The organism is Streptomyces sp. NBC_00988 (assembly GCF_045162645.1).
Taxonomy (GTDB): Bacteria; Actinomycetota; Actinomycetes; order Streptomycetales; family Streptomycetaceae; genus Streptomyces.
The window spans coordinates 1,873,960-1,896,193 of the sequence record NZ_CP108730.1; the positions used below are offsets into that span (position 1 = coordinate 1,873,960).

Sequence of the window (22,234 nt, forward strand, 5' to 3'; positions counted from 1 at the left end):
CTCACACGTCCGCGAGCCCCACCCCAAGCGCGAGCCGTCGTACCGCATGCCGGAAAAACGGCCCCCGGTCCTCCACTACACGCCGGAACTGACCGAAGAGCTCAAAGCTGACCAACCCGTACAGCTCGGCCCACGCGGCGACCAGAGCGACGGCCACCGCAGGCGGAAGGTCACCGGCGAAGTCCGCGACCATGCGCTCCCCCTCGGGGCGGAGGCCGGAAGGGAGCGGAGGTTCGGTCAGGGTGCCGTCCCGCTCCGCGTCCCGCGCGATCCCGATAAGGAGAAGGGCAACCCGCGCGGCGGACGGAACGGTGGTCTCGGGAGCGACGTACCCCGGAACCGGCGAGCCGTAGATCAGCGCGTACTCGTGCGGATGCGCAAGCGCCCACTCCCGCACCGCCTCGCACACAGCGACCCAGCGCCGTACCGGAACCGCATCCGCCACCTCGGAGTGCGCCGCTTCCGAGGCCTCGCCCAGAGAGTCGTACGCGTCGATGATGAGAGCGGTCAGCAGATCGTCACGGCTGGGGAAGTACCGGTACAGGGCGGAGGAGACCATGCCCAGTTCGCGGGCCACGGCACGCAGCGAGAGCTTCGAGGCCCCTTCCGCGGCGAGCTGTCTGCGCGCCTCGTCCTTGATGGCCGCGGTGACCTCGATCCGGGCTCGGGCGCGGGCGCCTTGTGTGGTGCTCATACGAGCCAGTGTGGCACGGAATCAGAGCAGCGCACACAAACGAGAGCGGCGGACAAAAAAGAGAGCACCGCTCTTGCATTGGATCGCCCTGCCGATGCAGACTGTTCCCGAGAGCGAGAGCAGTGCTCACAAAAGTGAGCCACGCTCTCCGAAACCCAGGAGTCGTCATGAGCACGCACGTCCAGAAGCCCGGCTGGTTCACTGTGAACGTCTTCAACCGCGCCGTCGCCTGGTTCACCCGCCGCGGTCTCAGCGTCTGGGGTTCACGCGTGCTGGCGGTCCGCGGCCGGAAGAGCGGCGAGTGGCGGACCACCCCGGTGAACCTGCTGACGGTGGACGGACAGCAGTACCTCGTCGCCCCGCGCGGGCACGTCCAGTGGACGCACAACATGCGGGCGGCGGGCGGCGGCGAGCTGCGGCTCGGCAAGAAGGTCGACGCGTTCACCGCGACCGAGGTCACCGGCGACGACAAGGTGCCGCTGCTGCGCGCCTACCTCAAGCGGTGGAAGGCCGAGGTCGGGGTGTTCTTCGGAGGAGTCGGCCCGGACTCCTCCGACGACGAGCTGCGCCGGATCGCCCCCGACCACCCGGTGTTCCACGTCACGGTCAGGAGCTGACCTCGCCCTCCACGGGCTCCGTGGGCTCCACGCGCTCGACAGGTTCCGCGTTCCTGCGGTCGATCGCGGTCAGCGCGCGCTGTGCCATCGGGTGGCTGCGTACGAGTTCGCCGAGCGTCGTCGAGCCCCGGGTGATGTCCATGAAGGCCTTCCAGGCCGGCCGGAAGCCGGTGAGGGCGGCGTGGAACAGACCCGGGCGCTTCTCGAAGATCGCCAGCATGCTCTTGCCGACGCTCATCTCGACGCCGAGCCCCGCCTTGATCGCGAACGCGTAGTTCAGTGCCTGACGGCGGGTGTCCACGGCGTCGTGCGCCTCGGCGATCCGCACCGCCCACTCCCCCGCGAGCCGTCCCGACCGCAGCGCGAACGAGATGCCCTCACGGGTCCACGGCTCCAGCAGTCCCGCCGCGTCACCGCAGACCAGCACCCGCCCGCGCGACAACGGCGAGTCGTCCGCCCGGCAGCGGGTCAAGTGCCCTGAGGAGATGCTCGGTTCGAAGCCGGCGAGGCCGAGCCGGGCGATGAAGTCCTCCAAGTACCGCTTGGTGGCGGCGCCTTCACCGCGCGCGGAGATCACCCCGACCGTGAGCGTGTCGCCCTTGGGGAAGACCCAGCCGTAACTTCCGGGCATGGGGCCCCAGTCGATGAGCACCCGGCCCTTCCAGTCCTCGGCGACCGTCTCCGGCACCGGGATCTCCGCCTCCAGGCCAAGGTCCACCTGGTCGGTCTTGACCCCGACGTGCGCCCCTATGCGGCTGGCGCTGCCGTCGGCGCCGACGACGGCCCGTGCGAGCACCGTCTCACCGCCCTGAAGCACGACCGCGACCGTACGCCGGTCCGGGACCGCGGAGCCGTGCTGCTCGACTCGTGTCACTGTGACGCCCGTCCGCAGCTCGGCGCCCGCCTTCTGCGCGTGCTCGACGAGCTGCTGGTCGAACTCGGGCCGGTTGATCAGCCCGAACAACATCTGCCGGGACCGGCGCGTCCGCGTGAACCGCCCGTTGTTCGAGAAGGTTATGGCGTGCACCCGGTCCTTCAACGGCAGTTCGAAGCCGGGCGGGAGGGAGTCGCGGGAGGGTCCGATGATGCCGCCGCCGCATGTCTTGTAGCGGGGCAGCTCGGCTTTCTCCAGCAACAGCACGCGCCGTCCCGCGACCGCCGCCGCATAGGCGGCCGAAGCCCCCGCGGGTCCCGCGCCCACCACGACGACGTCCCACACCCGCTGTTCGTCGTCCGCCGAAGAGTTCTCGCTGCTCACGATGGTCTACTGCTCCCGATCAAGCCGCTGCCGCACCTGTCCCCCGCATCCTACGGCGGACATCGCCACAGACCGCTGTGGGAGGATCGACGGCATCATTCGTACAACGTCGCACCCACAAGGAGCGTGCCCATGTCGTCGCATCCGGTCGCCGAGACCGTCGCCTCGCTGATGCCCACGGCGCGGACGGAGCTCACCGAGCTGGTGGCCTTCCGATCGGTGGCGGACTTCGACCAGTTCCCGAAGAGCGAGAGCGAGGGCGCCGCGAACTGGGTCGCCGACGCGCTGCGCACCGAGGGTTTCCAGGACGTGGCCCTGCTCGACACCCCGGACGGCACCCAGTCCGTCTACGGCTTCCTGCCCGGCCCCGAGGGCGCCAAGACCGTGCTCCTGTACGCCCACTACGACGTGCAGCCCCCGCTGGACGAGGCCGGCTGGACGAGCCCGCCGTTCGAACTGACCGAGCGCGACGGCCGCTGGTACGGGCGCGGCGCCGCCGACTGCAAGGGCGGCGTGATCATGCACCTGCTCGCGCTGCGCGCCCTCAAGGCCAACGGCGGTGTCCCGGTGCACGTGAAGGTGATCGCCGAGGGCTCGGAGGAACAGGGCACCGGCGGGCTTGAGCGGTACGCGGAAGCACACCCCGACCTCCTCGCCGCCGACACGATCGTGATCGGCGACACAGGCAACTTCCGGGTCGGTCTGCCCACGGTCACCTCGACCCTGCGCGGCATGACCATGGTGCGCGTGCAGGTCGACACCCTCGAAGGCAACCTGCACTCGGGCCAGTTCGGCGGCGCCGCGCCCGACGCGCTGGCCGCACTGATCCGCGTACTGGACTCGCTGCGTGGCAAGGACGGCTCGACGACGGTCGACGGGCTCGCGGCCCACGCGGCCTGGGAGGGGCTGGCCTACGACGAGGAGCAGTTCCGTAAGGACGCGAAGGTGCTGGACGGCGTCGAGTTGATCGGTTCCGACACGGTCGCCGACCGCATCTGGGCACGTCCGGCCGTCACGGTCCTCGGCATCGACTGCCCGCCGGTCGTCGGCGCGACGCCGTCGGTGCAGGCCGGCGCCCGCGCGCTGGTGAGCCTGCGGGTGCCGCCGGGCGTCGACGCGGCCGAGGCGACCAGGCTGCTCCAGGCCCATTTGGAGGCCCACACTCCGTGGGGCGCCCGTGTCCGCACCGAACAGATCGGCCAGGGCCAGCCGTTCAGCGCCGACACGACCAGCCCGGCGTACACGGCGATGGCCGACGCGATGGCGGTCGCCTACCCCGGCCAGGAGATGCAGTACGCCGGCCAGGGCGGCTCCATCCCGCTGTGCAACACCCTCGCGGCCCTCTACCCGCAGGCCGAGATCCTCCTCATCGGCCTCAGCGAGCCGGAGGCCCAGATCCACGCCCTCAACGAGAGCGTGTCCCCTGAGGAGTTGGAGCGGCTGTCGGTGGCGGAGGCGCTGTTCCTGCAGAACTACGCGGCCAACTGAGCGCGTCCATGCGGTTCGTCTTCACCGGCCGGGTGATCGAGTGGCGCGGGCCGTCCCCGTACTACTTCGTCCCCGTGCCGGACGAGGAGTCGGCGGACATCCGCGAAGTCGCCGCCCTGGCCTCGTACGGCTGGGGTGTCATCCCGGTCGAGGCCAGGATCGGCGACGTGCTGTTCACCACGTCGCTCTTCCCCAAGGACGGCGGCTATCTGCTGCCGCTCAAGAACGCCGTGCGCAAGTCGCAGGGGCTCGGGGCGGACGACGAAGTGACGGTGGAAATGACCATCGACCTCCAACTCCCGGTCGGCTGACCGAAGATGGGAGACATGGCTCCCACCTCGCGCCTCGTCGCCCACAGCGACATCGCCACGTCCCTCGCCCTGCTCTCCGACCACGAACTCGCCGAACTGGTCGAGGCCGGCACGCCGTTGGGCACCAGCGTCGGCGGTCGCTCGGCGATGATCGAGGTGGACGGCCGAAGGGTGTTCGTGAAACGGATGCAGCTCACCGATGTCGAGCGGCGGCCGGAGAACGTCCGGTCCACGGCCAACGTGTTCGGGGCGCCCGCCTACTGCCATTACGGCATCGGCGCTGTCCCCAGCCCCGGTTTCGGCGTCTGGCGCGAGCTGGCCACGCACGAGATGACGACCAACTGGGTGCTGTCCGGCCGCTTTCCGGGCTTCCCCCTCCTCCACCACTGGCGCGTACTGCCCGACACACCACAGCCGCTGCCCGACGAACTCGCCGACGTGGAACGGAACGTGGCCTACTGGGGCGGCGGACGTGGGCACATCGAGGCCCTGCGCACGGCGTCCGCGAGTCTGACCCTGTTCATGGAACACCTGCCGCACACCCTCCACGACTGGCTCTCCGAGCAGCTGCGCACCGACGACCCCGACACCGCCTGCGCCCTCGTGGAGCAGGGACTCCAAGCGGTCACCGGCTTCCTCCACGAGCGCCAACTCACGCACTTCGACGTCCACTTCAGGAACATCCTCACCGACGGACAGCAGCTCTACCTCGCCGACTACGGCCTCGCCCTCTCCCCACGTTTCCAACTCACGGCGGACGAACGGGACTTCTACGACCACCACCGTCACTACGACCGCGCCTACGCCTTCTCCTACCTGGTGCACTGGCTCGTCGTGGACCAGTACGGCTACGGCAGGGACGAGCGCGAGGACTTCATCCGGGCGTGCGTCGACGGCAAGCGGCCCGAGGGCATCCCCCGGGCAGCCGCGGAACTCATCTCCCGGTACGCCCAACTCGGCGCGACGGTGGGCGACTTCAACCGCCGTCTGTGCGACGAAAGCAGACTGACCCCGTACCTGTCCGCCGAGGAACTCGGCCTCGACTACAGCAACTCCACGCTCTCCGCGTAGTGACAAGCGACCGGGTTGCCCCCACCCCGGTCCACCAGCGCCGGTATCTCCTCGACGCACGACGTCCGTTCGCTGTCGGTGAGCTGGTTCGCGAACTTGGGGCAGCGGGTGCGGAAGCGGCAGCCGCTGGGCGGGCGGACCGGGCTCGGGACGTCGCCCTGGATGGTGATCCGCTTGCGGGCGCGTTCCTTGCGCGGGTCGGGCAGCGGGATGGCGGAGACCAGGGCCTGGGTGTACGGGTGCGCCGGGCGGGCGAACAGCTGCCGGGCCGGGGCGATTTCGACCAGCCGTCCCAGGTACATGACGGCCACCCGGCCGGCCACGTGTCGCATCACCGACAGGTCGTGGGCGACGAAGAGGAAGGACAGGCTGAGTTCGCTCTGCAGGTCCATCAGGAGGTTGAGGACGCCCGCCTGGATGGACACGTCGAGCGCTGACACCGGCTCGTCGAGGATGATCACCTTCGGGTGCAGGGCCAACGCCCGTGCGATACCGATTCGTTGGCGCTGTCCGCCGGAGAACTCGTGGGCGAAGCGGTTGCCGTGCTCGGGGTTGAGTCCGACCAGGCGCAGGAGTTCGCCCACCTCGGCACCCGCGCCGGATCCGTACCGGCCGTGGATGCGCAGCGGCTCGGCGACGATCTCGTGGACGGTCATCCGCGGGTCGAGGGAGGCGTACGGGTCCTGGAAGACGATCTGCAACTCGCGCCGTAGCGGCCGCATCTGACGTCTGCTCAGCTCGGTGAGTTCGTGCTCGCCGTAGCGGACCCGGCCCGAGGTGGCGCGTTCCAGGCCGAGGACGGTGCGGGAGATCGTCGTCTTGCCGGAGCCCGACTCCCCCACCAGGCCCAGGGTCTCGTTCTCGTGGAGGTCGAAGGAGACCCCGCAAACGGCGTGCACGTCGCCGACGCGGCGGCGGATGACGCCCTTGGACATCACCGGGAAGTGCTTGACCAAGTCCCTTACCTGGAGGACCGGTTCACCGGTGCCGCCGTGGCCGGGCAGCGGCGGCAGGGGGCTGGCGGCCTGCGCGGGCGCGGTCATACGGCGTCCTCCTCGGGGTTCGTGGCGGTGGCCGCGTCGGCGAAGCGGGCCAGGGCCTCGGTGTCCGCGCCGACGGCGTCGAAGACCTGGTCGGCGCCGGTGTCGACGAGTTCGTCGGCGAAGTGGCAGGCACTGAGGTGGAGGTCGCCGCCGGCCCTGCGCAGGGCGGGTTCGTCCGTGTCGCACACGTCGCGGTGCATCGGGCAGCGGGGCGAGAAGGGGCAGCCGGGGGGCAGGTTGAGCAGGCTCGGCGGTGAGCCGGTGATGGGGGTGAGACGTGCCTCCTCGCGGTCCATGCGGGGCAGGGAGCCGAGCAGGCCCAGGGTGTAGGGCATGCGCGGGGTGTAGAAGATGTCCTCGACGGAGCCGGTCTCCACTATCCGGCCGGCGTACATGACCGCGACCCGGTCGGTGTGGCCGGCCACCACACCGAGGTCGTGGGTGATGAGGACGAGGGCCGCCCCGGTCTCGGCGCGGGCGGTCTCCAGGGCTTCGAGGATCTGGGCCTGCACGGTGACGTCGAGGGCGGTGGTCGGCTCGTCGGCGATGATCACGTCCGGGTCGTTGGCCATCGCGATGGCGATGACGACGCGCTGGCGCATGCCGCCAGACATCTCGTGCGGGTAGCTGTCGATGCGCCGTTCGGGGCTGGGGATACCGACCGTGCCGAGCAGTTCGATCGCGCGTCTGCGGGCGTCCTTGTGCTTCATCTCGGGGTTGTGGCGGAGCAGGGTCTCGCTGATCTGATAGCCCACGTTGTAGACGGGGTTGAGGGAGGTCATCGGGTCCTGGAAGATCATCGCGATGCCGCTGCCGCGCAGGTCGGACAGGCGCGCGTCGGACAGTCCGAGCAGTTCGGTGCCCTCGAAGCGGACCGAGCCGCGCACCTTGGCGCCGGTCGGCAGCAGCCCCATCACGGCGAGGGCGGTCACCGACTTCCCGGACCCGGACTCGCCGACGATGCCCAGCGATTCGCCCCGGTCGAGCCGGTAGCCGACGCCGCGTACGGCCCGTACCAGCCCGTCCTCCGTGGCGAACTCCACGCTGAGGTCGTCGACTTCGAGCACGGCGGACGTCACGGGGACCTCGTGCACTCCATGACTCGTGGTCGTCACTGTCGCACCCTTTGCTGCCGGGGGTCGAAGGCGTCGCGCAGTCCGTCGCCGATGAAGTTGATGGTCAGCGCGATGGCGATGATGAACGCGCCGGGGATGTAGAAGAGCCAGGGCCGGGTCTCGACCGCCGTCTGCGCCTGTGAGACCAGCAACCCCAGCGACGTGTCCGGAGGTTGGACGCCGAAGCCCAGGAAGGAGAGCGCGGTCTCCGTGAGGATGCCGGTCGCCACCAGGATCGTCGCGTTCACGATGATCGGGCCCAGCGCGTTCGGCAGCAGATGCCGGAAGATGATCCGGGTGTCCGAGGCACCGAGCGCCCGCGCCGCCTCGATGAACTCCTTCTCGCGCAGCGACAGTACGGCCGAGCGCACGACACGGGCCACGTACGCCCAGGTGAGTCCGGCGATCACGATGGCGATCCAGTACCAGGAGCCGCCTGTACGGGAGGAGATGACCAGGGCGATCGCGAACAGGGGCAGCGTCAGCACCAGGTCGGCGATGCGCATCATGACCGCGTCCACGATGCCCCGGTAGAAGCCGGCGACGGCTCCCCAGATCGCGCCGAGCAGCGTGGAGCCGAGCGCGATCATGATGGCGATCTTGAGCGAGGTCTGGGTGCCGCGCATGACCTGGGCGTAGCCGTCGTACCCCGAGGAGTCGGTGCCGAACGGGTGCTTCAGGGAAGGGGGTTTGGAGTTGTCCTCGGTGTACTTCTGGTACGAGTAGTGCCACAGGTGCGGGCCGATGAACGCCCACAGGATGATCAGCACGAACACGACCAGGCTGACCATCGCGGCCCGGTGACGCACAAACCGGCGCAGCACCAGCTGCGTCTGGGTGCGCTGTCGTACGGTGAACTCGTGGTCCCCGCGCGGTAGTTGCGTGCCCGCGGACCCCGGTGCCTCGATGTCAGTCATAGCGGATCCTCGGGTCGAGTACGGCGTAGAGCAGATCGGCGATGAGGTTGAACCCGATGACGACGACGGCGGAGAGCAACAGCCAGGCCATGGTGCGGTAGACGTCGAGGGTGGTCGCCGCCTGGACCAGCATCTCGCCCATGCCGTGCCACTGGAAGATCGTCTCCGTGATCACCGCGCCGCCCAGGATGATCGCGATGTCGAGCGCGGTCACGGTGGCGAGCGGGATGAGGGCGGTGCGCAGCGCGTGCCGGGTCATCACCCTGCCGCGCCGCAGCCCCTTGGCGCGGGCGAGCCGTACGTAGTCGCTGTTGAGGACCTCCAGCATGGAGGCGCGGGTGTAGCGGGTCCAGGACGCGAAGGAGACAAGCGCCAGGGTGATGGTGGGCAGGATGAGGTGGCCCACGTGATCGGTGAACTGGTTCCAGGTGGTGTCGACTTCGAGGTACGGCGACTTCTCGCCGATGGTGCCGAGGAACTGGCTGCCGGTCTTCTGGTTGAACCAGATCCCGGCCTGCTTGAGCAGGACCGCGAACCAGAAGACGGGCATGGCGAGGAACAGGAAGCCGAAGAAGGTGATCGTGTAGTCGGCGGCGGAGTACTGGCGGATCGCGCTGAACACGCCGAACACGACGGCCATGATCAGCGCGAGGATCATCGCGGCGGCGACCAGGGTGATGGTCACCTTGAACCGGGTGAACAGGTCGTGCCCGATGTTCAGGTTGGCCTGCACGGACGGGCCGAAGTCGCCGTGCAGGACGCCGGTGATCCAGTTCCAATAGCGTTCCATCACCGGCTGGTTGGCGTGGATGTGCCGGGCGAAGGCGGCCACCGCCGCTTTGCTGGGCGCGGGTTGCCGTGAGGTGGCGAAGTTCGCCACCGGGTCGCCGGAGTTGATGACGACGAGGAACACGATGAACGTCGAGATGATCAGGACGGGGATGGAGACGAGGATGCGGCGCACGGTGTAGGCGAGCATGCGGTCTTCTCTCGGAGGCCGGCGGGTCGGAGATGCCGTCCGTGCCGGGCCCGGCCCCGGTGTCGCGGGGCCGGGCTCGACGGGCGTGCCGGTGGAGCTGTCAGCCGTAGGACTACTTCTTCAGGCCCCACGTGCCGGTGTTGTAGGCCGGGCCCACATTCGTGGCGTTGTTCCGCATGTTCACGAACCGCGTCTGCACGGCGAGGAACGTCGGCTTCTGGTAGAGCGGCAGGACGTAGGCGTCGTTCACCATGAGCTGGTCGGCCTGGTTGAGGAGCGCGGCGGACTTCGTCGCGTCGGTCTCACCCACGGCCTGCGAGATCAGGGAGTCGGCCGTCTTGTTGCTGTAGCCACCGAAGTTGCCGCCACCGCCGGTGAACCAGTTCTGCTGGGCGCCACTGCTCGGGAACGGCGCCGCGACCCAGGCGAAGACGATGATGTCGTACTGGTGCCCGGAGAGAACCGTGCCGAGGTCGGCGGCGCCGATCGGCTTGATGGTGATCTTGATGCCGAGGCTCGCCAGGTTGCTCTGCAGGATCTGGCACTCGCTCTGCCGGATCTGGTTCCCGGTGGTGTAACGGCAGTTGAAGGGTCCGACGGCCTTGCCGTCCGGTGTCTTCAACGCCGTACCCACACCGGTGAACTTGGCGGCCGTGAGGTACGCCTTCGCCTTGGCCAGATCACCCGATCCCTGGCCGGAGGCGGAGACCACGTCCTTGTAACCGGCCTGTCCGGGAACGAAGTTGTGGTTGCCGAGCGGCTTCACGGCCGGGTCGAACTGGCCGACCGTCTTGGCGATGATGTCCTTGGTGTTGATCGCCGTGAACATAGCCTGCCGCAGCGCCAGGTACTTGCCGATCACCGGGTTGTGCAGGTTGAGGTCGAAGTGCTCCCAGGTCAGCCCGTTGCCGATGGTGTAGGTGACGCCGGGGATGTCCTTGACCTGGTTGACCAGGTCCACCTCGGGCTGCGGGTAGATCGCCTGAACCTCGTTGTTCTTCAGGGCAGTTGGTTCCTGCGTGGCGTCCGAGATGACCTTGAAGATCAGCCGCTGCAGGGTGGCCTTCTTCGCGCCGGTCCACTTGGGGTCGGGCACGTAGGTGGCGTGGTCGTTGTCGACCCACTGCTGCATCTTGTAGGCGCCCGCCGTGGGGTACTTGGTGGGCGGCGTCTTCAGGAAGTACTGCCAGGCCTGCGCCATCTGCGTGGCCGTCATGGCGGCGGCGTCACCGGCCTTGGCGCCGGAGAGCTTCTCGGCGGTGTGGGCCGGATAGAGCGGATAGCCCGCGCCGAACAGCGACTTCCAGTCCGAGTACGGCTTCGACATCACCATGGTGAAGGTCTTGCCGTTGTCGGACGGGGTGAGGGACTTGATCCGGTCGTAGCCCGCGGTGCTCTGCGGCAGACAGCCGTGGGTCTGTGTGGAGTCGCTGGCGGGCGGCGGCGGGCAGTCCTTGCCGTTGTTGGTGCGCCAGTAGTAGGTGAAGTCGTCGGCGGTGATGGGCGTGCCGTCGTTCCACGCCGCCTTCGGGTTGATCTTGTAGACGATGGTCTGCGGGCTGGTGCTGGTCTGCGTCGCCGAGGTCACCAGGTCGGTGTTGAGGGCGACGGTGAAGTCCGGCTGGGGTATGAACACCTGAGGCAGGACGACCTCCAGGGCCTCCCCGTTCTCGAAGGTGTTGCCGTTGACGTCCTGGACGTTCCACTGCTGGATGTTCTTCTCCAGCACATAGGTGAACGTTCCGCCGGACTTGGTGGCGGCCGAGTTGCAGGTGTTGGCCTTGCCCACGGTGTTGCAGGACGTGAGCCCGGCCGAGCTGCCCTTGTTGGAACCGCCGCCCCCGCCACTGCTGCTGCAGGCGGTGAGCACCAGGGCGAGCCCGGCGGCGAGAGTGAGGGCCCGGGTGAGGGCCGAGGATGGCGCGCGCATGTTCCTCTCCTTCGACCGGCGGAAGGTCCGGTCCCGTCAAGGCGGCCGGCGGCCGCGAGAGAACTGAGCTGCGCAAAGACGTTAGAGCTCCGATGTACCTTCTTCACGTTCTTGTTCATACCGGGAAGGCGACAATTCACCCTCGCTTTGTTATCGGAATGACCCGCACCCCGCAAAATCGCCAGGTCGTGTCCCCGAAAAGGCAAAGTCACGTCCAACATCGTTGATCTGACCGCAAATTGACGTGTCGTCAGCCGAGCGGTACGCCCGCCTCCAAGTAGAGCGCGGCCCCGCGTTCCCGGGCCCGGAGCGCCCATCGCAGCCGCTCGTAGCGGACCGGCGGCAGCAGATCGGCGGCCTCCTCCTCGCTGGCGAAGCACCAGCCGCGCAACTCCGGTCCGGGCAGCAGCAGTTGATCGGCCACGGCGGCGTCCAGCCGGCCGCCGTCGAAGAGGAGGCGCAGTCCGCCGTAGCCGGGTGGTACGGGCGGTTCCCAGTCGACGACGAGCAGGCGGGGGACCTCGTCGAGCACGATGCCGGTCTCCTCGGTGACCTCGCGCATGCCGGCCCGGGCGGGTGCCTCGCCGGATTCGACGACACCGCCGGGGAACTCCCAACCGGCCTTGTAGGTGGGGTCGACGAGCAGGACGCGGTCCTGTTCGTCGAAGAGGAGCACCCCGGCCGCGAGGGTCTCGGAGGTGGGCTCCGGGGTCTGCACGATGTCGCACACCGGCACGGCACCGCTGCCGACGGCCCCGGCGATCCGGGCGGCCGTCTCGTACGGGGTGAGCGCGCTGGTGTCGACGAGATGGGCGTCGGCGGTGAGCCAGGAACCGAGGGCGGCACGGTACGACTCGATGTGGTCGTATGCCCACTGCCGTGTCCTGATCTCGCCGTCGGGGAGGTCCGGTGGGACCTCCCGGCCGGCTATTCGCTCGCGCAGGATCGTTTCCGCCGGAGCCAGGAGGACATGCCGGACCGTGACCCGGCGGGCCGCCAGACCGCCGAAGATCTCGTCCCGGTACTCCTGGCGCAGCAGGGTCATCGGGACGACGAGGGTCCCGCCCAGCTCGGCGAGCATGGCCGCCGCCGTGTCGATCACGAGCCGCCGCCACATCGGCAGGTCCTGGAAGTCGCCGACCTCTGCGAGGTGCTTGGGCGGGAGCAGACACGGCAGTGCTCCGCCGATGACCTCGGGGTCGAAGAGCGTGCTGTTCGGGATCAGTTCGATCAGTTCCCGTGCGGTGGTGGTCTTGCCTGCACCGAACGCGCCGTTGATCCAGACGATCACGGACAGTTCCCCCTCTTCTATTGGCCCCCTGAGGCTTGCCCGTTCCACCCTGCCACGGAAACCAGCCGCAGTTGAGAGCCCACATACGACGGCGCCGGTGCCCCCTCCGACGAGGCACCGGCGCCGTACGCTTTCGACCGGTATCAGCTGTTCTCTCCCAGGACTCCCTCGTCGGCGGCGAAGCTGCCGTCGCTGACGAGGTGATCCACGGAACCCACGGTGTCCTTGACGTTCAGATCGCCGAGTACGTCGTGGTCGTGGGAGTGCGACGGGGAGATCGCGGCGACGACGAAACCGGTGGCGAGGGAGGCGATGGCCAGCATGCTGCGCTTCTTCATGCCCCGTTCAACTGACGAGGCGCGCCGGGGTCACGCCCGGACGGCCCGCCGGATGGAACCCGCGCCGCCGCGCGCCCGCCGCACCAGGTCCACGGCCGCCTCGGGCCACTGCGGATGGTCGAAGGTGAACCCCTCCGCCGGCAGCCGTCCCGGGACGACCCGGCGGCTCTTCAGCAGGAGTTCGGTGTCCGAGCGCAGCGCGAGGGCGCCCAGTTCCGCCATCCACTTCGTGGCGGGCAGTCCGACGGGGACTCCCCGGGCGGCGCGCAGGACACGCATGAAGGCGCGCTGCGGGAGCGGTCCGGGGGCGGCGAGGTTCACCGGCCCGGCGATGTCGTCCCGGTCGATCAGGAACTCGACCGCGCGGACGAAGTCCTGGTCGTGGATCCAGGAGACGTACTGGGCACCGCCCGCGACCGGACCGCCGAGCCCGAGCCGGACCAGCCCCGACAGGACGTCGAAGACGCCGCCCCGGTCCGGGCTCATCACCATGGCGGCGCGCAGGGCGACCTTGCGGGTGTGCGGGGTGTCTGCGCGTTCCTGCTCGCGTTCCCAGTTCTTGGCGATCTCCACGCTGTAGGACCAGTAGTCGGGTATGTCGGGTTCGGCGCCGCCGATCACGCCGGTGGCCTCGTCGTTGGGGGCGTCGTAGCGGTGGGCGTAGACGGTGGCGGTGCTCATCTGCAGCCAGACACGCGGCGGTTGTACGGCGGCCGCGACGGCCTCGCCGACGACCCGGGTGGAGCGCACGCGCGAGTCCATCATGGCCTTGAGGTTGGCGGGGGTGTAGCGGCAACTGACGCTGCGGCCCGCCAGGTTGATCACGATGTCGCTGCCGTCGATCTCCCGGGCCCAGGAGCCCAGGGTCTCGCCGTCCCACCACACCTCGCGGTCGCGCCTCGGCCGCCGGGTCAGGACGACGACCTCGTGACCGGCCTCGGTCAGGGCGCGGTCCAGGATCGCGCCCACCTGTCCCGTGCCACCGGGAATGACGATCTTCACCGGGCTCCCCCTTCCGTTCGGGCTGCTCGGGAGTGAGCCTAGCGCAGAAAGTTGAACGCGTTCAAAACGTGCGCGATGGAAAGTCGAACAATAAATACGCAACTCTTCCAACAGAGTTCGACACGTCCTAACGTAATCGCGCACATGACATGCACAGGAAGTGATCCCATCTTTCGCGAGTCCGGAGGAACGTAATGACGCGTCACCCTCACACCCGCACGACCCGCCGAAGAGTGGTCGGAGCGCTCGCCGCAGGGCTGCTGTGCACGGCCGGCCTCGCCGCGCCGGCCGTAGCCGCTCCCTCGCAGGACCCCGTCTCCCCCGCCCTGGCCGACGGTCAGGCGCTCACGCCTCCGATGGGTTTCAACAACTGGAACTCCACCAACTGCCGTGCCGAGTTCAACGAGTCGATGGTCGAGGGCATCGCGGACATCTTCGTCAACAAGGGCCTCAAGGCGGCCGGTTACCAGTACGTCAACCTCGACGACTGCTGGGCCCTGTCGAACCGCGACGCCGACGGCAAGCTCGTCCCCGACCCGGTCCGCTTCCCGCACGGCATCAAGGCCGTCGCGGACTACGTGCATTCCAAGGGGCTCAAGCTCGGCATCTACACCAGCGCCGGCACGAAGACGTGCAACGACGCCGGATTCCCGGGCGGTCTGGGCCACGAGTACAGCGACGCGCAGCAGTTCGCCGACTGGGGCGTGGACTATCTCAAGTACGACAACTGCAACAACCAAGGCGTGGACGCCAAGTTGCGCTACACCACCATGCGCGACGCCCTGAAGGCGACCGGCCGCCCGATCGTCTTCAGCATCTGCGAGTGGGGCGAGAACAAGCCCTGGGAGTGGGCCGCGGACGTCGGACACCTCTGGCGCACGACCGGTGACATCAGCGACAACTGGGGCTCGATGCTGTCGATCCTCAAGCAGAACCTGCCACTTGCTCCCTACGCCGGTCCCGGGCACTGGAACGACCCCGACATGCTGGAGGTCGGCAACGGCGGCATGACGGACACCGAGTACCGCTCGCACTTCTCCATGTGGTCGATCATGGCCGCGCCCCTCCTCATCGGCTCGGACCTGCGCACGGCGACCCCCGCGACCTTCGACATCCTCGACAACAAGGAGGTCATCGCGGTCGACCAGGACCCGCTGGGCAAGCAGGGCAACGTTGTCACGTCCGAGGGCGGACGCTGGGTCGTCGCCAAGGAGATGAAGGACGGCAGCCGTACGGTCGCGCTCTTCAACGAGACCGGCAGCGCCCAGCGCATCGCCACGACCGCGGCGGCCGTAGGCCTCCCGAACGCCCACGCGTACACCCTGCGCGACCTGTGGCAGCACAGGAGCTACAACACCGCGGGCGCGATCTCCGCGACCGTCCCGGCCCACGGCACGGTCCTCGTACGGGTCTCCGCCGACCGGCACGCGCTCAAGAACCCGCCCGCCGTCGAACTCGGCCTGGACAGCGCCCCGTTGGTCCAGGCGGCCACCCCGACCCCGCTCACGACGACGGTCACCGACCTGGGCCGTACGACCGCCGAACACGTCTCTGTGAGCCTGACCGGGCCCGCGGGCTGGAAGGTGCGGGCCAAGTCGTCGACGACCGCCAAAGCCGTACGGACCGGCAGGTCGCTGCGCACGAAGTGGACGGTCACCGCTCCCTCGGGGACGCCGACGGGGTCGTACGACCTGACGCTCAAGGCGAGTTACCGCTCGCCGAGCGGTATGCGTGTCAGCAGCACACTGCCGTTCACCGCGTCCGTGGTGGTAGCTCCCCCTACGGGCACCTCGTACCTCGGTGACCTTCCGTGGATGTCAACAGCCAATGGATGGGGGCCCGTTGAGCGCAACACCAGCAACGGGGAGAGCGCGGCGGGGGACGGTCATCCGATCACCCTCGGTGGAGTGGTGTACGCCAAGGGACTTGGGGTCCACGCCGCGAGCGACGTCGAGTACTACACCGGGAAGACGTGCGAGAAGGTCACCGCGGACGTCGGTGTGGACGACGAGAAGGGCGCCAACGGGACCGTCGCCTTCGAGATCTGGGCGGACGGCACGAAGGTCGCCTCGACCGGCGTCCTCACCAACGCGATGCCCGCCCAGCCGATCACGGCGGACGTGACCGGCGCCCAGGTGGTCCGACTCGTCGTCACCGACGGCGGCGACGGGATCGACTCGGACCACGCGGACTGGGCGGACGCTCAACTCACGTGCTGAACAAGGGCATAGGCCACTGAACGAACGTTTCGTCCGGTAGGTCGCTCACACCCCGGCCGCGGTCGTGCTCGCCTGTCCGGCGAGTGCGGCCGCGGCCGCTCCCACCAGCCCGGCGTCCGTGCCCATCTGAGCCGGCGTCACCGTCAGCCGCTGCACGAAGGACAGCGTCGCGTAGTCGCTCAGTGCCTTGCGCAGCGGCGTGAACAGCACGTCGCCCGCCTTGCCGACTCCCCCGCCGATCACGGCGATGTCGATCTCGACGAGGGTCGCGGTGGCCGCGATACCGGCGGCGAGGGCCTGCGCGGCCCGCTCGAAGGAGGCCACGGCGATCGGGTCACCGGCACGGGCGGCGGCGGCAACGGCCGCGGCCGAGGCATCGCCGTCGGGACCCGGTCGCCAGCCGCCCTCGACCGCCCGCCGGGCGATGTTGGGACCACTGGCGATCCGCTCGACGCAGCCGCGCGAACCGCACGGGCAGGCGTCGCCGTCCAGGTCCACGCTGATGTGGCCGATGTGGCCCGCGTTGCCGGTCGGCCCGGGATGCAGCTGCCCGTTGAGCACGAGGCCGCCCCCGACTCCGGTGGAGACGACCATGCACAGCGCGTTGGCGTGTCCGCGTGCGGCGCCCTGCCAGTGCTCGGCCGCGGTGATCGCCACGCCGTCGCCGATCAGCGAGACCGGCAGGTCACCGGCCGCCGCGCGCACCCGCTCGACGAGCGGATAGTCGCGCCAGCCGGGCACGTTGACCGGGCTGACGGTGCCGGCGGAGGCGTCCACGGGACCCGCGCTGCCGATGCCGAGGGCGCTCGCGCGGGACCACGAGGGCGATGCGGTCAGCTCCGCGAGCACCTCCTCCACGGCTCGCATCACGGTGTCGCCGTCGTCCTGCGAGGGCGTCGGGCGCTGTGCTCGCACCAGGATCTTGCCGTGGCCGTCCACCAGCGCCCCGGCGATCTTGGTGCCGCCGATGTCGAGCGCGGCCACGAGGTCGGTGTGCATCAGTGTCAGATCTCCCCGTCAAACATGAGAACCACCAGAAGGTGAGTTGGGCCGGTCTCGCGGTGGGGGCGCAGGCCGGAGATATCGGTGGACAGTCTCTCTCGCATATGACAACGTTGTCCAGGCTCTATGCTCGACGCCACATCCTCATACAAACCCATGGACCTATGCATCCCCCGTGGACGACAGGACAGGACAGCGCATCGTGCCAGAGACCGCCCGCCGCCCCGAGAACCGCTACGGCAACCGTCCCACTATGAAGGACGTGGCCGCGCGTGCCGGTGTCGGCCTGAAAACGGTGTCGCGCGTGGTCAACGGCGAACCGGGCGTCACCCCCGACACCGAGCGCCGCGTCCAGGAGGCCATCGACGCCCTCGGCTTCCGTCGCAACGACAGCGCCCGCGTCCTGCGCAAGGGCCGCACGGCCAGCATCGGCCTCGTCCTGGAGGACCTCGCCGACCCGTTCTACGGCCCTCTCAGCCGCGCCGTCGAAGAGGTCGCCCGCGCCCATGGTGCCCTGCTCATCAACGGCTCCAGCGCCGAAGACCCGGACCGCGAGCAGGAGTTGGTGCTCGCGCTGTGCGCCCGGCGCGTGGACGGTCTGGTGGTGATCCCGGCCGGCGACGACCACCGCTACCTGGAGCCGGAGATCAAGGCGGGCGTCGCGACCGTGTTCGTGGACCGCCCGGCCGGGAAGATCGACGCCGACGTCGTCCTCTCCGACAGCTACGGCGGCGCACGCGACGGCGTCACCCACCTCATCTCCCACGGCCACCGGCGCATCGGCTTCATCGGCGACATGCCCCGCATCCACACGGCCGTCGAGCGGCTGCGCGGGTACCGGGCCGCGATGGAGGACGCGGGGATACCGGTCGAGGACGCCTGGATGTCCCTCGGCGTGACCGACCCGGTCCGGGTGCGCCGGGCCGCCGAGGAGATGCTGACCGGCCCCTCCCCCGTCACCGCGATCTTCGCCGGCAACAACCGCGTGACGGTCACCGTCGTCCGCGTCCTCGCCGAACAGTCCCGCCGGATCGCCCTGGTGGGCTTCGACGACTTCGAACTCGCCGACCTCCTCCAGCCGGGCGTGACGGTCGTCGCCCAGGACGCGGCGACTCTCGGCCGCACGGCCGCCGACCGCCTCTTCCGCCAGCTGGACGGCACGCTCCTCGCCCCGGAACGCATCGAGCTGCCGACCCGGTTGATCACCCGGGGGTCGGGCGAATTGCCTCCGACGGATTGAGGGGCGCGTGGACGACGGCGTGAGTGAGCGTGCGGTCGACCACGTGGACGACGGCGTGGACGACGGCGTGGACCGGACGTTGGAGGCGCTGGGGCTGGCTCGGGCGCCGCGCGAGGATCCCCTCACCTACCCGGGCGCGTGGCCTGCCGAGTCCGGACTCCTCGTCGGGGACCGGCTGTTGCCCCTCGACGACCGCGCCACGTACGAGGACCGCACCCCGGTCCTCGCCATCGGCTCCAACGCCTGCCCGGGCCAACTGCGCCACAAGATGGCGGAGTTCGGGATCGACTCCCCCATCCCGATGCTGAAGGTACGGGTCACGGGCGTCGAGGTCGGCGTCTCCGCGCATGTGAGCCGGGTCGGATATGTGTCGGCTTCGCCGGTCAAGGCACCGGACGTCGTACGGGAGTTGTTCGTGACGTGGTTTGACACGCGGCAGCTCGCGGTGGTGGACGCGAGTGAGGGGGCGTACGACCGGACGTGGCTGCCCGAGTCCGAATGCCATGTCGAGCTGGGCTCAGGCGAGTTGTTGCGGGGCGTGTACGTCTACGTCAACCGGCACGGGGTGCTGCATGACGGCACGGGGGTGCCGCGCAGACATCCGGGCGAGCGGGCGCTGCTCACCGAACTGCTCAGCGGGTCACGGGAGTTGAGGGCGTTGTTCGGGCGGACTCCGGAGGAGTTCTGCGAGCGGGCGCGCGGGGACCGGGAGTTGTGCGAGCGGGGTACGAGGCTGTTCCGGGAGGAGGGGCTGGTGACGGCGTCGGGCCTGGAACGGTGAGCGACGACTGAGTACCTCGTGCACGTCGTCGGTAATGCATGCGTGAGGTCGCGTCGGCGGGGCCGCGTTCTTCAGCCGGCCCAGTGCCAGATCCAGGCCCCTATGAGGACGAGGCAGCCACCGAGGAAAGCCAGCGATGTCGCCAGGCGGAAGCGGGGCATTCCGTTCCGGGGAGCCCGGGACACCTCCATCGGCTCGTCGGTCTGCTGGAGCGCGATGTAGTCGGCTGCGCCCACGGTCACGGCACTCAGCGCCTCAGCCGGCTCACCACCGGGGGCGCAACGGAAGGAAGTCGCCTCCCCCGGTTCCACCATGGCTGTCAGGGTCGGGCTGGAGCACCAGGCGATCCTCAGTTGCAGCCGATGAGGTCCGGTCGGCAGGTCGAAGCGCAAGGTCTGTCCGCGGCCGATGAGGCCGATCTGGGTGTCGTCGATGAACACCTTGTAGCGCCGGAACTGATCACGGCCACCGTCCGGTGCCCTGGACACGACGATGGTGCCTTGCTTCTGCCGATCCGCGCCCGCGGACGGGACGTTGACCACCACCGTCACCTCATGCGATCGATTCCGGGAACTCCGACAGTTCCGGGAGGGGGACTTCAACAGACCGGGAGACCCGGCACCGGCTCGTCGTTGTCCCCGCCCTTGAGGTAGACGTCGCTGACATAGACGTTGGTGTTGCCGCTGTCGTCGTCCGTCCTGGCCCACCAGGTGTTGGTCCACTGGCCGTACGTCTCGCGGCGGCCCAGGTTCTCCTGGCAGAAGAAATAGTTGGTACCCGCGCCGAGGACGCCGACTTCGGTGCCGGACGCGGTGTAGGACTTGGCGCTGCGCCACACCTGGCAGTTGTACTTGCCGCCGCCGATGGACTGGCAGGCGGAGACGGGGCTGGAGCTGGGGCTGGCTCCGCCCGTCGTGGGGGCGCTGCCGCCAGTGCTTCCGCCACCGGAGGACGTGGACTTGCTCGGGGCGGCGGTGGGAGCCTGCCCCGGCGCCGTGCTCTTCCCCTTGCCGGTGTGCTGCTCTGTCGGCGCCTGGGTCCCGTCGTCGCCCTGCCCGGTGGGCTTGGGGCCGGCCGAGCGGTGGGCGTCCGTACGTCCGGTGGGCGAGGCGGGGCCGACACCGGCACCGGCCGGCGGTGAGTCGCTGGGTTGCGATGTGACCGTGGTGTCCCCGGAGTTGGCCATACGGGCGACGACGACTCCGGCACCGGCGAGGACGGCGGCCACGACAGCGGCGGCCATCAGGATGCGGGCCTTGCGGCGGGGCGTGGTTGGGCCGGCCATGGGCCCGGTCGGTGGGGACGGCTGAGGTGCAGAGGCTACGAAGGCCAGGGGCGGGCCGAAGCCTTGGGGTACGGATGTGGGAGGGGAAGGGGAAGTGGGCGGAAGGGTGTCCGATGAGGGCCGCTCCGAGAAACCGGGGCCGGGGTCCTGGTCCCCTGATCCGTAGGGTCCGGCCGCAGCAGACCTGTACGTCGATGCCTCAAGTGGCCGCGGAGACCAAGGTGTTGCTCCTTCTGGTCCGGGCAGGCCTGCCGCACCTTCCCCGGACGCGGATGCTCCAAGTCGCCTTACCGACCCGGATGTTGGCCCTCCCGATCCGGACCGCCCCGAGGCGTCGACCCCGGCCGTCTCCGGTCCCGCTTCCTCAGGCGAACCGCCGGCCCCCGCCCCCGGCCCACTGCCTCCGGCCGGCTCGTCCGCGCCGAACCCTTGCCCGGTTGGAGCCGCATGCTGCACAGCTCCGAGACCCTGCCCGCTCTCCGTCGGCTCAGCTGCATCCGCTTCCCGGACCCCAGCCCCGGTATCGAGATCGGCACCACCCCGGTCCGCCCCTGAAGCCCCAACACCCGCCGCCCGCGCCTCCGTTGACTCCTCCGGTTCCGGAACCCCCGCTCCCGCCCCCGCACTCCCCCGCGCCCCCACCGCTCCGAACCCCGGCGGCACCGCAGGAACCCCGCCCCCGGTCCCCCGCAGCACGGCCGTAGGCAAATCCACCCCCGGCGCCCCCGCAACCTCCTCCAGCAACCCCCGCGCCACATCCGCCCCGGGCCGCAACTCGGCCCGCTTCTCCATCAGTTGCCGCAGAACCGGCCCAAGTCGACCCGCCCGCCGGGGTTCCGGCAGAGGCTCGGAGACGATCGCCGTGAGGGTGGAGTACGTGGACGTGCGGCGGAACGGGGACGTGCCCTCGACCGCCGCGTACAGCGTGGCGCCCAGGGCCCAGACGTCGGACGCCGGGCCGGGGTCGGCGCCCTGGGCGCGTTCGGGGGCCAAGTAGTCCAGGGAGCCGATGAGTTCGCCGCTGCGCGTGAGGTGCGTGGCGGAGCCGTCGCCCGGATCGTCCATCGTCGCGATGCCGAAGTCCGTGAGGACGACGCGGCCCGAGCGGTCCAGAAGGATGTTGCCCGGCTTCACATCACGATGGAGGACGCCCACGGCGTGCGCCGCGGCCAGCGCCTCCATCACCTTCGCGCCGATCCCGGCCGCCTCTCGCGGGTCGATCGGGCCGCGCTCGCCCAACACGTCGTCCAGGGACGGGCCGTCGATCAACTCCATGACGATCAGCGGGCGTCCGTCGACCTCGGCGATATCGTGCACGGCGACCACGCCGGGATGGCGGACCCGCGCGGCCGCCCGTGCCTCGCGCTGCATCCGCAGGCGCAGGTCGGCCAGTTCGGGGCCGTGGGCGTCGGTGAAGGTGCGCAGTTCCTTGACGGCGACCTCACGGCCGAGGACCTCGTCCACGGCCCGCCAGACCACGCCCATGCCACCGCGCCCGAGTCGCGCCACGACGTGATAGCGCCCGGCCAGCAACCGGTCGACCCCGTCCACGCGTCCGCTCTCCCCCGAAGGCACCGCCGCTCCGTCCCTGTGGCACATCCATGAACGCCGTACAGCCTACGGGGCGGCAGTGACAACAGAAGTCGGCGCCAA

At 69.6% G+C, this 22,234-nt stretch carries 20 protein-coding genes; 7 read left to right on the forward strand and 13 right to left on the reverse strand.

The genetic code is table 11. The features are described 5' to 3' along the window. Position 1: 1 nt before the first annotated feature. Positions 2 to 694, reverse strand: coding sequence for a TetR/AcrR family transcriptional regulator (locus tag OG496_RS08670; RefSeq protein WP_405970294.1), 693 nt, complete (start codon positions 692 to 694; stop codon positions 2 to 4). A 167-nt stretch (positions 695 to 861) separates the two neighbouring features. On the opposite strand from OG496_RS08670, the gene OG496_RS08675 reads away from it, so the two are divergent. Beyond that, the gene (locus OG496_RS08675) at positions 862 to 1,311 is read left to right on the forward strand and encodes a nitroreductase family deazaflavin-dependent oxidoreductase (RefSeq protein WP_019065153.1); all 450 of its coding nucleotides are present in this window, start codon (positions 862 to 864) and stop codon (positions 1,309 to 1,311) included. Here OG496_RS08675 and OG496_RS08680 read toward each other — a convergent pair. Next, positions 1,301 to 2,569, reverse strand: a complete 1,269-nt coding sequence (locus tag OG496_RS08680) for a geranylgeranyl reductase family protein (RefSeq protein WP_366495293.1) — start codon at positions 2,567 to 2,569, stop codon at positions 1,301 to 1,303. The genes OG496_RS08675 and OG496_RS08680 overlap by 11 nt on opposite strands. 132 nt (positions 2,570 to 2,701) lie before the next feature. Between OG496_RS08680 and OG496_RS08685 the strand changes: the two genes are divergently transcribed. The 3 genes from OG496_RS08685 to OG496_RS08695 are packed head-to-tail and all read left to right on the forward strand — an operon-like array spanning position 2,702 to position 5,439. Next, on the forward strand, positions 2,702 to 4,057 hold the full coding sequence (locus tag OG496_RS08685; RefSeq protein WP_405970295.1) for a dipeptidase: 1,356 nt from the start codon (positions 2,702 to 2,704) through the stop codon (positions 4,055 to 4,057). 8 nt (positions 4,058 to 4,065) lie between these two features. After that, positions 4,066 to 4,368, forward strand: a complete 303-nt coding sequence (locus tag OG496_RS08690) for a DUF1905 domain-containing protein (protein WP_405970296.1) — start codon at positions 4,066 to 4,068, stop codon at positions 4,366 to 4,368. Between the two features lie 15 nt (positions 4,369 to 4,383). Next, positions 4,384 to 5,439 carry a protein kinase family protein gene (locus OG496_RS08695; protein ID WP_405970297.1) on the forward strand — a complete coding sequence of 352 codons (1,056 nt, stop codon included), beginning with the start codon at positions 4,384 to 4,386 and terminating at the stop codon, positions 5,437 to 5,439. On the opposite strand, the gene OG496_RS08700 is transcribed toward OG496_RS08695, so the two are convergent. The 8 genes from OG496_RS08700 to OG496_RS08735 all read right to left on the reverse strand — a co-directional run bounded on the left by OG496_RS08700 (position 5,412) and on the right by OG496_RS08735 (position 14,054). Then, complete coding sequence (locus tag OG496_RS08700) at positions 5,412 to 6,482, reverse strand: ABC transporter ATP-binding protein (protein WP_405970298.1); 1,071 nt, start codon at positions 6,480 to 6,482, stop codon at positions 5,412 to 5,414. The two genes, OG496_RS08695 and OG496_RS08700, sit on opposite strands and share 28 nt — an antisense overlap. After that, complete coding sequence (locus OG496_RS08705; protein ID WP_405976583.1) at positions 6,479 to 7,576, reverse strand: ABC transporter ATP-binding protein; 1,098 nt, start codon at positions 7,574 to 7,576, stop codon at positions 6,479 to 6,481. The genes OG496_RS08700 and OG496_RS08705 overlap by 4 nt, the downstream gene beginning before the upstream one ends. A 17-nt stretch (positions 7,577 to 7,593) precedes the next feature. Then, entirely contained in the window at positions 7,594 to 8,514 is a 921-nt protein-coding gene (locus OG496_RS08710; protein ID WP_366495299.1) for an ABC transporter permease, read from the reverse strand. Next, on the reverse strand, positions 8,507 to 9,493 hold the full coding sequence (locus OG496_RS08715) for an ABC transporter permease (protein WP_365306446.1): 987 nt from the start codon (positions 9,491 to 9,493) through the stop codon (positions 8,507 to 8,509). Before OG496_RS08715 ends, OG496_RS08710 begins: the two co-directional genes overlap by 8 nt. A 112-nt stretch (positions 9,494 to 9,605) precedes the next feature. Continuing rightward, on the reverse strand, positions 9,606 to 11,423 hold the full coding sequence (locus tag OG496_RS08720; RefSeq protein WP_405970299.1) for an ABC transporter family substrate-binding protein: 1,818 nt from the start codon (positions 11,421 to 11,423) through the stop codon (positions 9,606 to 9,608). A 250-nt stretch (positions 11,424 to 11,673) separates the two neighbouring features. Next, positions 11,674 to 12,714, reverse strand: a complete 1,041-nt coding sequence (locus OG496_RS08725) for an NUDIX domain-containing protein (RefSeq protein ID WP_405970300.1) — start codon at positions 12,712 to 12,714, stop codon at positions 11,674 to 11,676. A gap of 143 nt (positions 12,715 to 12,857) precedes the next feature. Then, entirely contained in the window at positions 12,858 to 13,052 is a 195-nt protein-coding gene (locus tag OG496_RS08730) for a hypothetical protein (protein WP_266868329.1), read from the reverse strand. A gap of 30 nt (positions 13,053 to 13,082) precedes the next feature. Beyond that, the gene (locus OG496_RS08735; protein ID WP_405970301.1) at positions 13,083 to 14,054 is read right to left on the reverse strand and encodes a TIGR01777 family oxidoreductase; all 972 of its coding nucleotides are present in this window, start codon (positions 14,052 to 14,054) and stop codon (positions 13,083 to 13,085) included. Positions 14,055 to 14,248: 194 nt separating this feature from the next. Between OG496_RS08735 and OG496_RS08740 the strand changes: the two genes are divergently transcribed. After that, the gene (locus tag OG496_RS08740) at positions 14,249 to 16,273 is read left to right on the forward strand and encodes an NPCBM/NEW2 domain-containing protein (RefSeq protein WP_405970302.1); all 2,025 of its coding nucleotides are present in this window, start codon (positions 14,249 to 14,251) and stop codon (positions 16,271 to 16,273) included. A gap of 45 nt (positions 16,274 to 16,318) precedes the next feature. Here OG496_RS08740 and OG496_RS08745 read toward each other — a convergent pair whose 3' ends face one another. Beyond that, complete coding sequence (locus OG496_RS08745; protein WP_366429001.1) at positions 16,319 to 17,272, reverse strand: ROK family protein; 954 nt, start codon at positions 17,270 to 17,272, stop codon at positions 16,319 to 16,321. Between the two features lie 178 nt (positions 17,273 to 17,450). Here OG496_RS08745 and OG496_RS08750 point away from each other — a divergent pair, with 178 nt between their 5' ends. Both OG496_RS08750 and OG496_RS08755 read left to right on the forward strand, forming a co-directional pair. Next, entirely contained in the window at positions 17,451 to 18,515 is a 1,065-nt protein-coding gene (locus OG496_RS08750) for a LacI family DNA-binding transcriptional regulator (RefSeq protein WP_366495305.1), read from the forward strand. Between the two features lie 19 nt (positions 18,516 to 18,534). Then, the gene (locus OG496_RS08755; RefSeq protein WP_405970303.1) at positions 18,535 to 19,296 is read left to right on the forward strand and encodes a hypothetical protein; all 762 of its coding nucleotides are present in this window, start codon (positions 18,535 to 18,537) and stop codon (positions 19,294 to 19,296) included. A gap of 71 nt (positions 19,297 to 19,367) precedes the next feature. Here OG496_RS08755 and OG496_RS08760 read toward each other — a convergent pair whose 3' ends face one another. Then, entirely contained in the window at positions 19,368 to 19,838 is a 471-nt protein-coding gene (locus OG496_RS08760) for a hypothetical protein (protein WP_405970304.1), read from the reverse strand. Positions 19,839 to 19,894: 56 nt separating this feature from the next. Continuing rightward, positions 19,895 to 22,180 carry a protein kinase domain-containing protein gene (locus OG496_RS08765; RefSeq protein WP_405970305.1) on the reverse strand — a complete coding sequence of 762 codons (2,286 nt, stop codon included), beginning with the start codon at positions 22,178 to 22,180 and terminating at the stop codon, positions 19,895 to 19,897. Positions 22,181 to 22,234: the final 54 nt, after the last annotated feature.

Bases quoted from the DNA above. Each gene is read 5' to 3' on its own strand.
- OG496_RS08695 (WP_405970297.1), top strand. From the start codon at position 4,384: ATGGCTCCCACCTCGCGCCTCGTCGCCCACAGCGACATCGCCACGTCC.
- OG496_RS08715 (WP_365306446.1), bottom strand. From the start codon at position 9,493: ATGCTCGCCTACACCGTGCGCCGCATCCTCGTCTCCATCCCCGTCCTG.
- OG496_RS08745 (WP_366429001.1), bottom strand. From the start codon at position 17,272: ATGCACACCGACCTCGTGGCCGCGCTCGACATCGGCGGCACCAAGATC.
- OG496_RS08720 (WP_405970299.1), bottom strand. From the start codon at position 11,423: ATGCGCGCGCCATCCTCGGCCCTCACCCGGGCCCTCACTCTCGCCGCC.
- OG496_RS08740 (WP_405970302.1), top strand. From the start codon at position 14,249: ATGACGCGTCACCCTCACACCCGCACGACCCGCCGAAGAGTGGTCGGA.
- OG496_RS08730 (WP_266868329.1), bottom strand. From the start codon at position 13,052: ATGAAGAAGCGCAGCATGCTGGCCATCGCCTCCCTCGCCACCGGTTTC.
- OG496_RS08685 (WP_405970295.1), top strand. From the start codon at position 2,702: ATGTCGTCGCATCCGGTCGCCGAGACCGTCGCCTCGCTGATGCCCACG.
- OG496_RS08700 (WP_405970298.1), bottom strand. From the start codon at position 6,482: ATGACCGCGCCCGCGCAGGCCGCCAGCCCCCTGCCGCCGCTGCCCGGC.
- OG496_RS08710 (WP_366495299.1), bottom strand. From the start codon at position 8,514: ATGACTGACATCGAGGCACCGGGGTCCGCGGGCACGCAACTACCGCGC.
- OG496_RS08675 (WP_019065153.1), top strand. From the start codon at position 862: ATGAGCACGCACGTCCAGAAGCCCGGCTGGTTCACTGTGAACGTCTTC.
- OG496_RS08765 (WP_405970305.1), bottom strand. From the start codon at position 22,180: ATGTGCCACAGGGACGGAGCGGCGGTGCCTTCGGGGGAGAGCGGACGC.
- OG496_RS08690 (WP_405970296.1), top strand. From the start codon at position 4,066: ATGCGGTTCGTCTTCACCGGCCGGGTGATCGAGTGGCGCGGGCCGTCC.
- OG496_RS08670 (WP_405970294.1), bottom strand. From the start codon at position 694: ATGAGCACCACACAAGGCGCCCGCGCCCGAGCCCGGATCGAGGTCACC.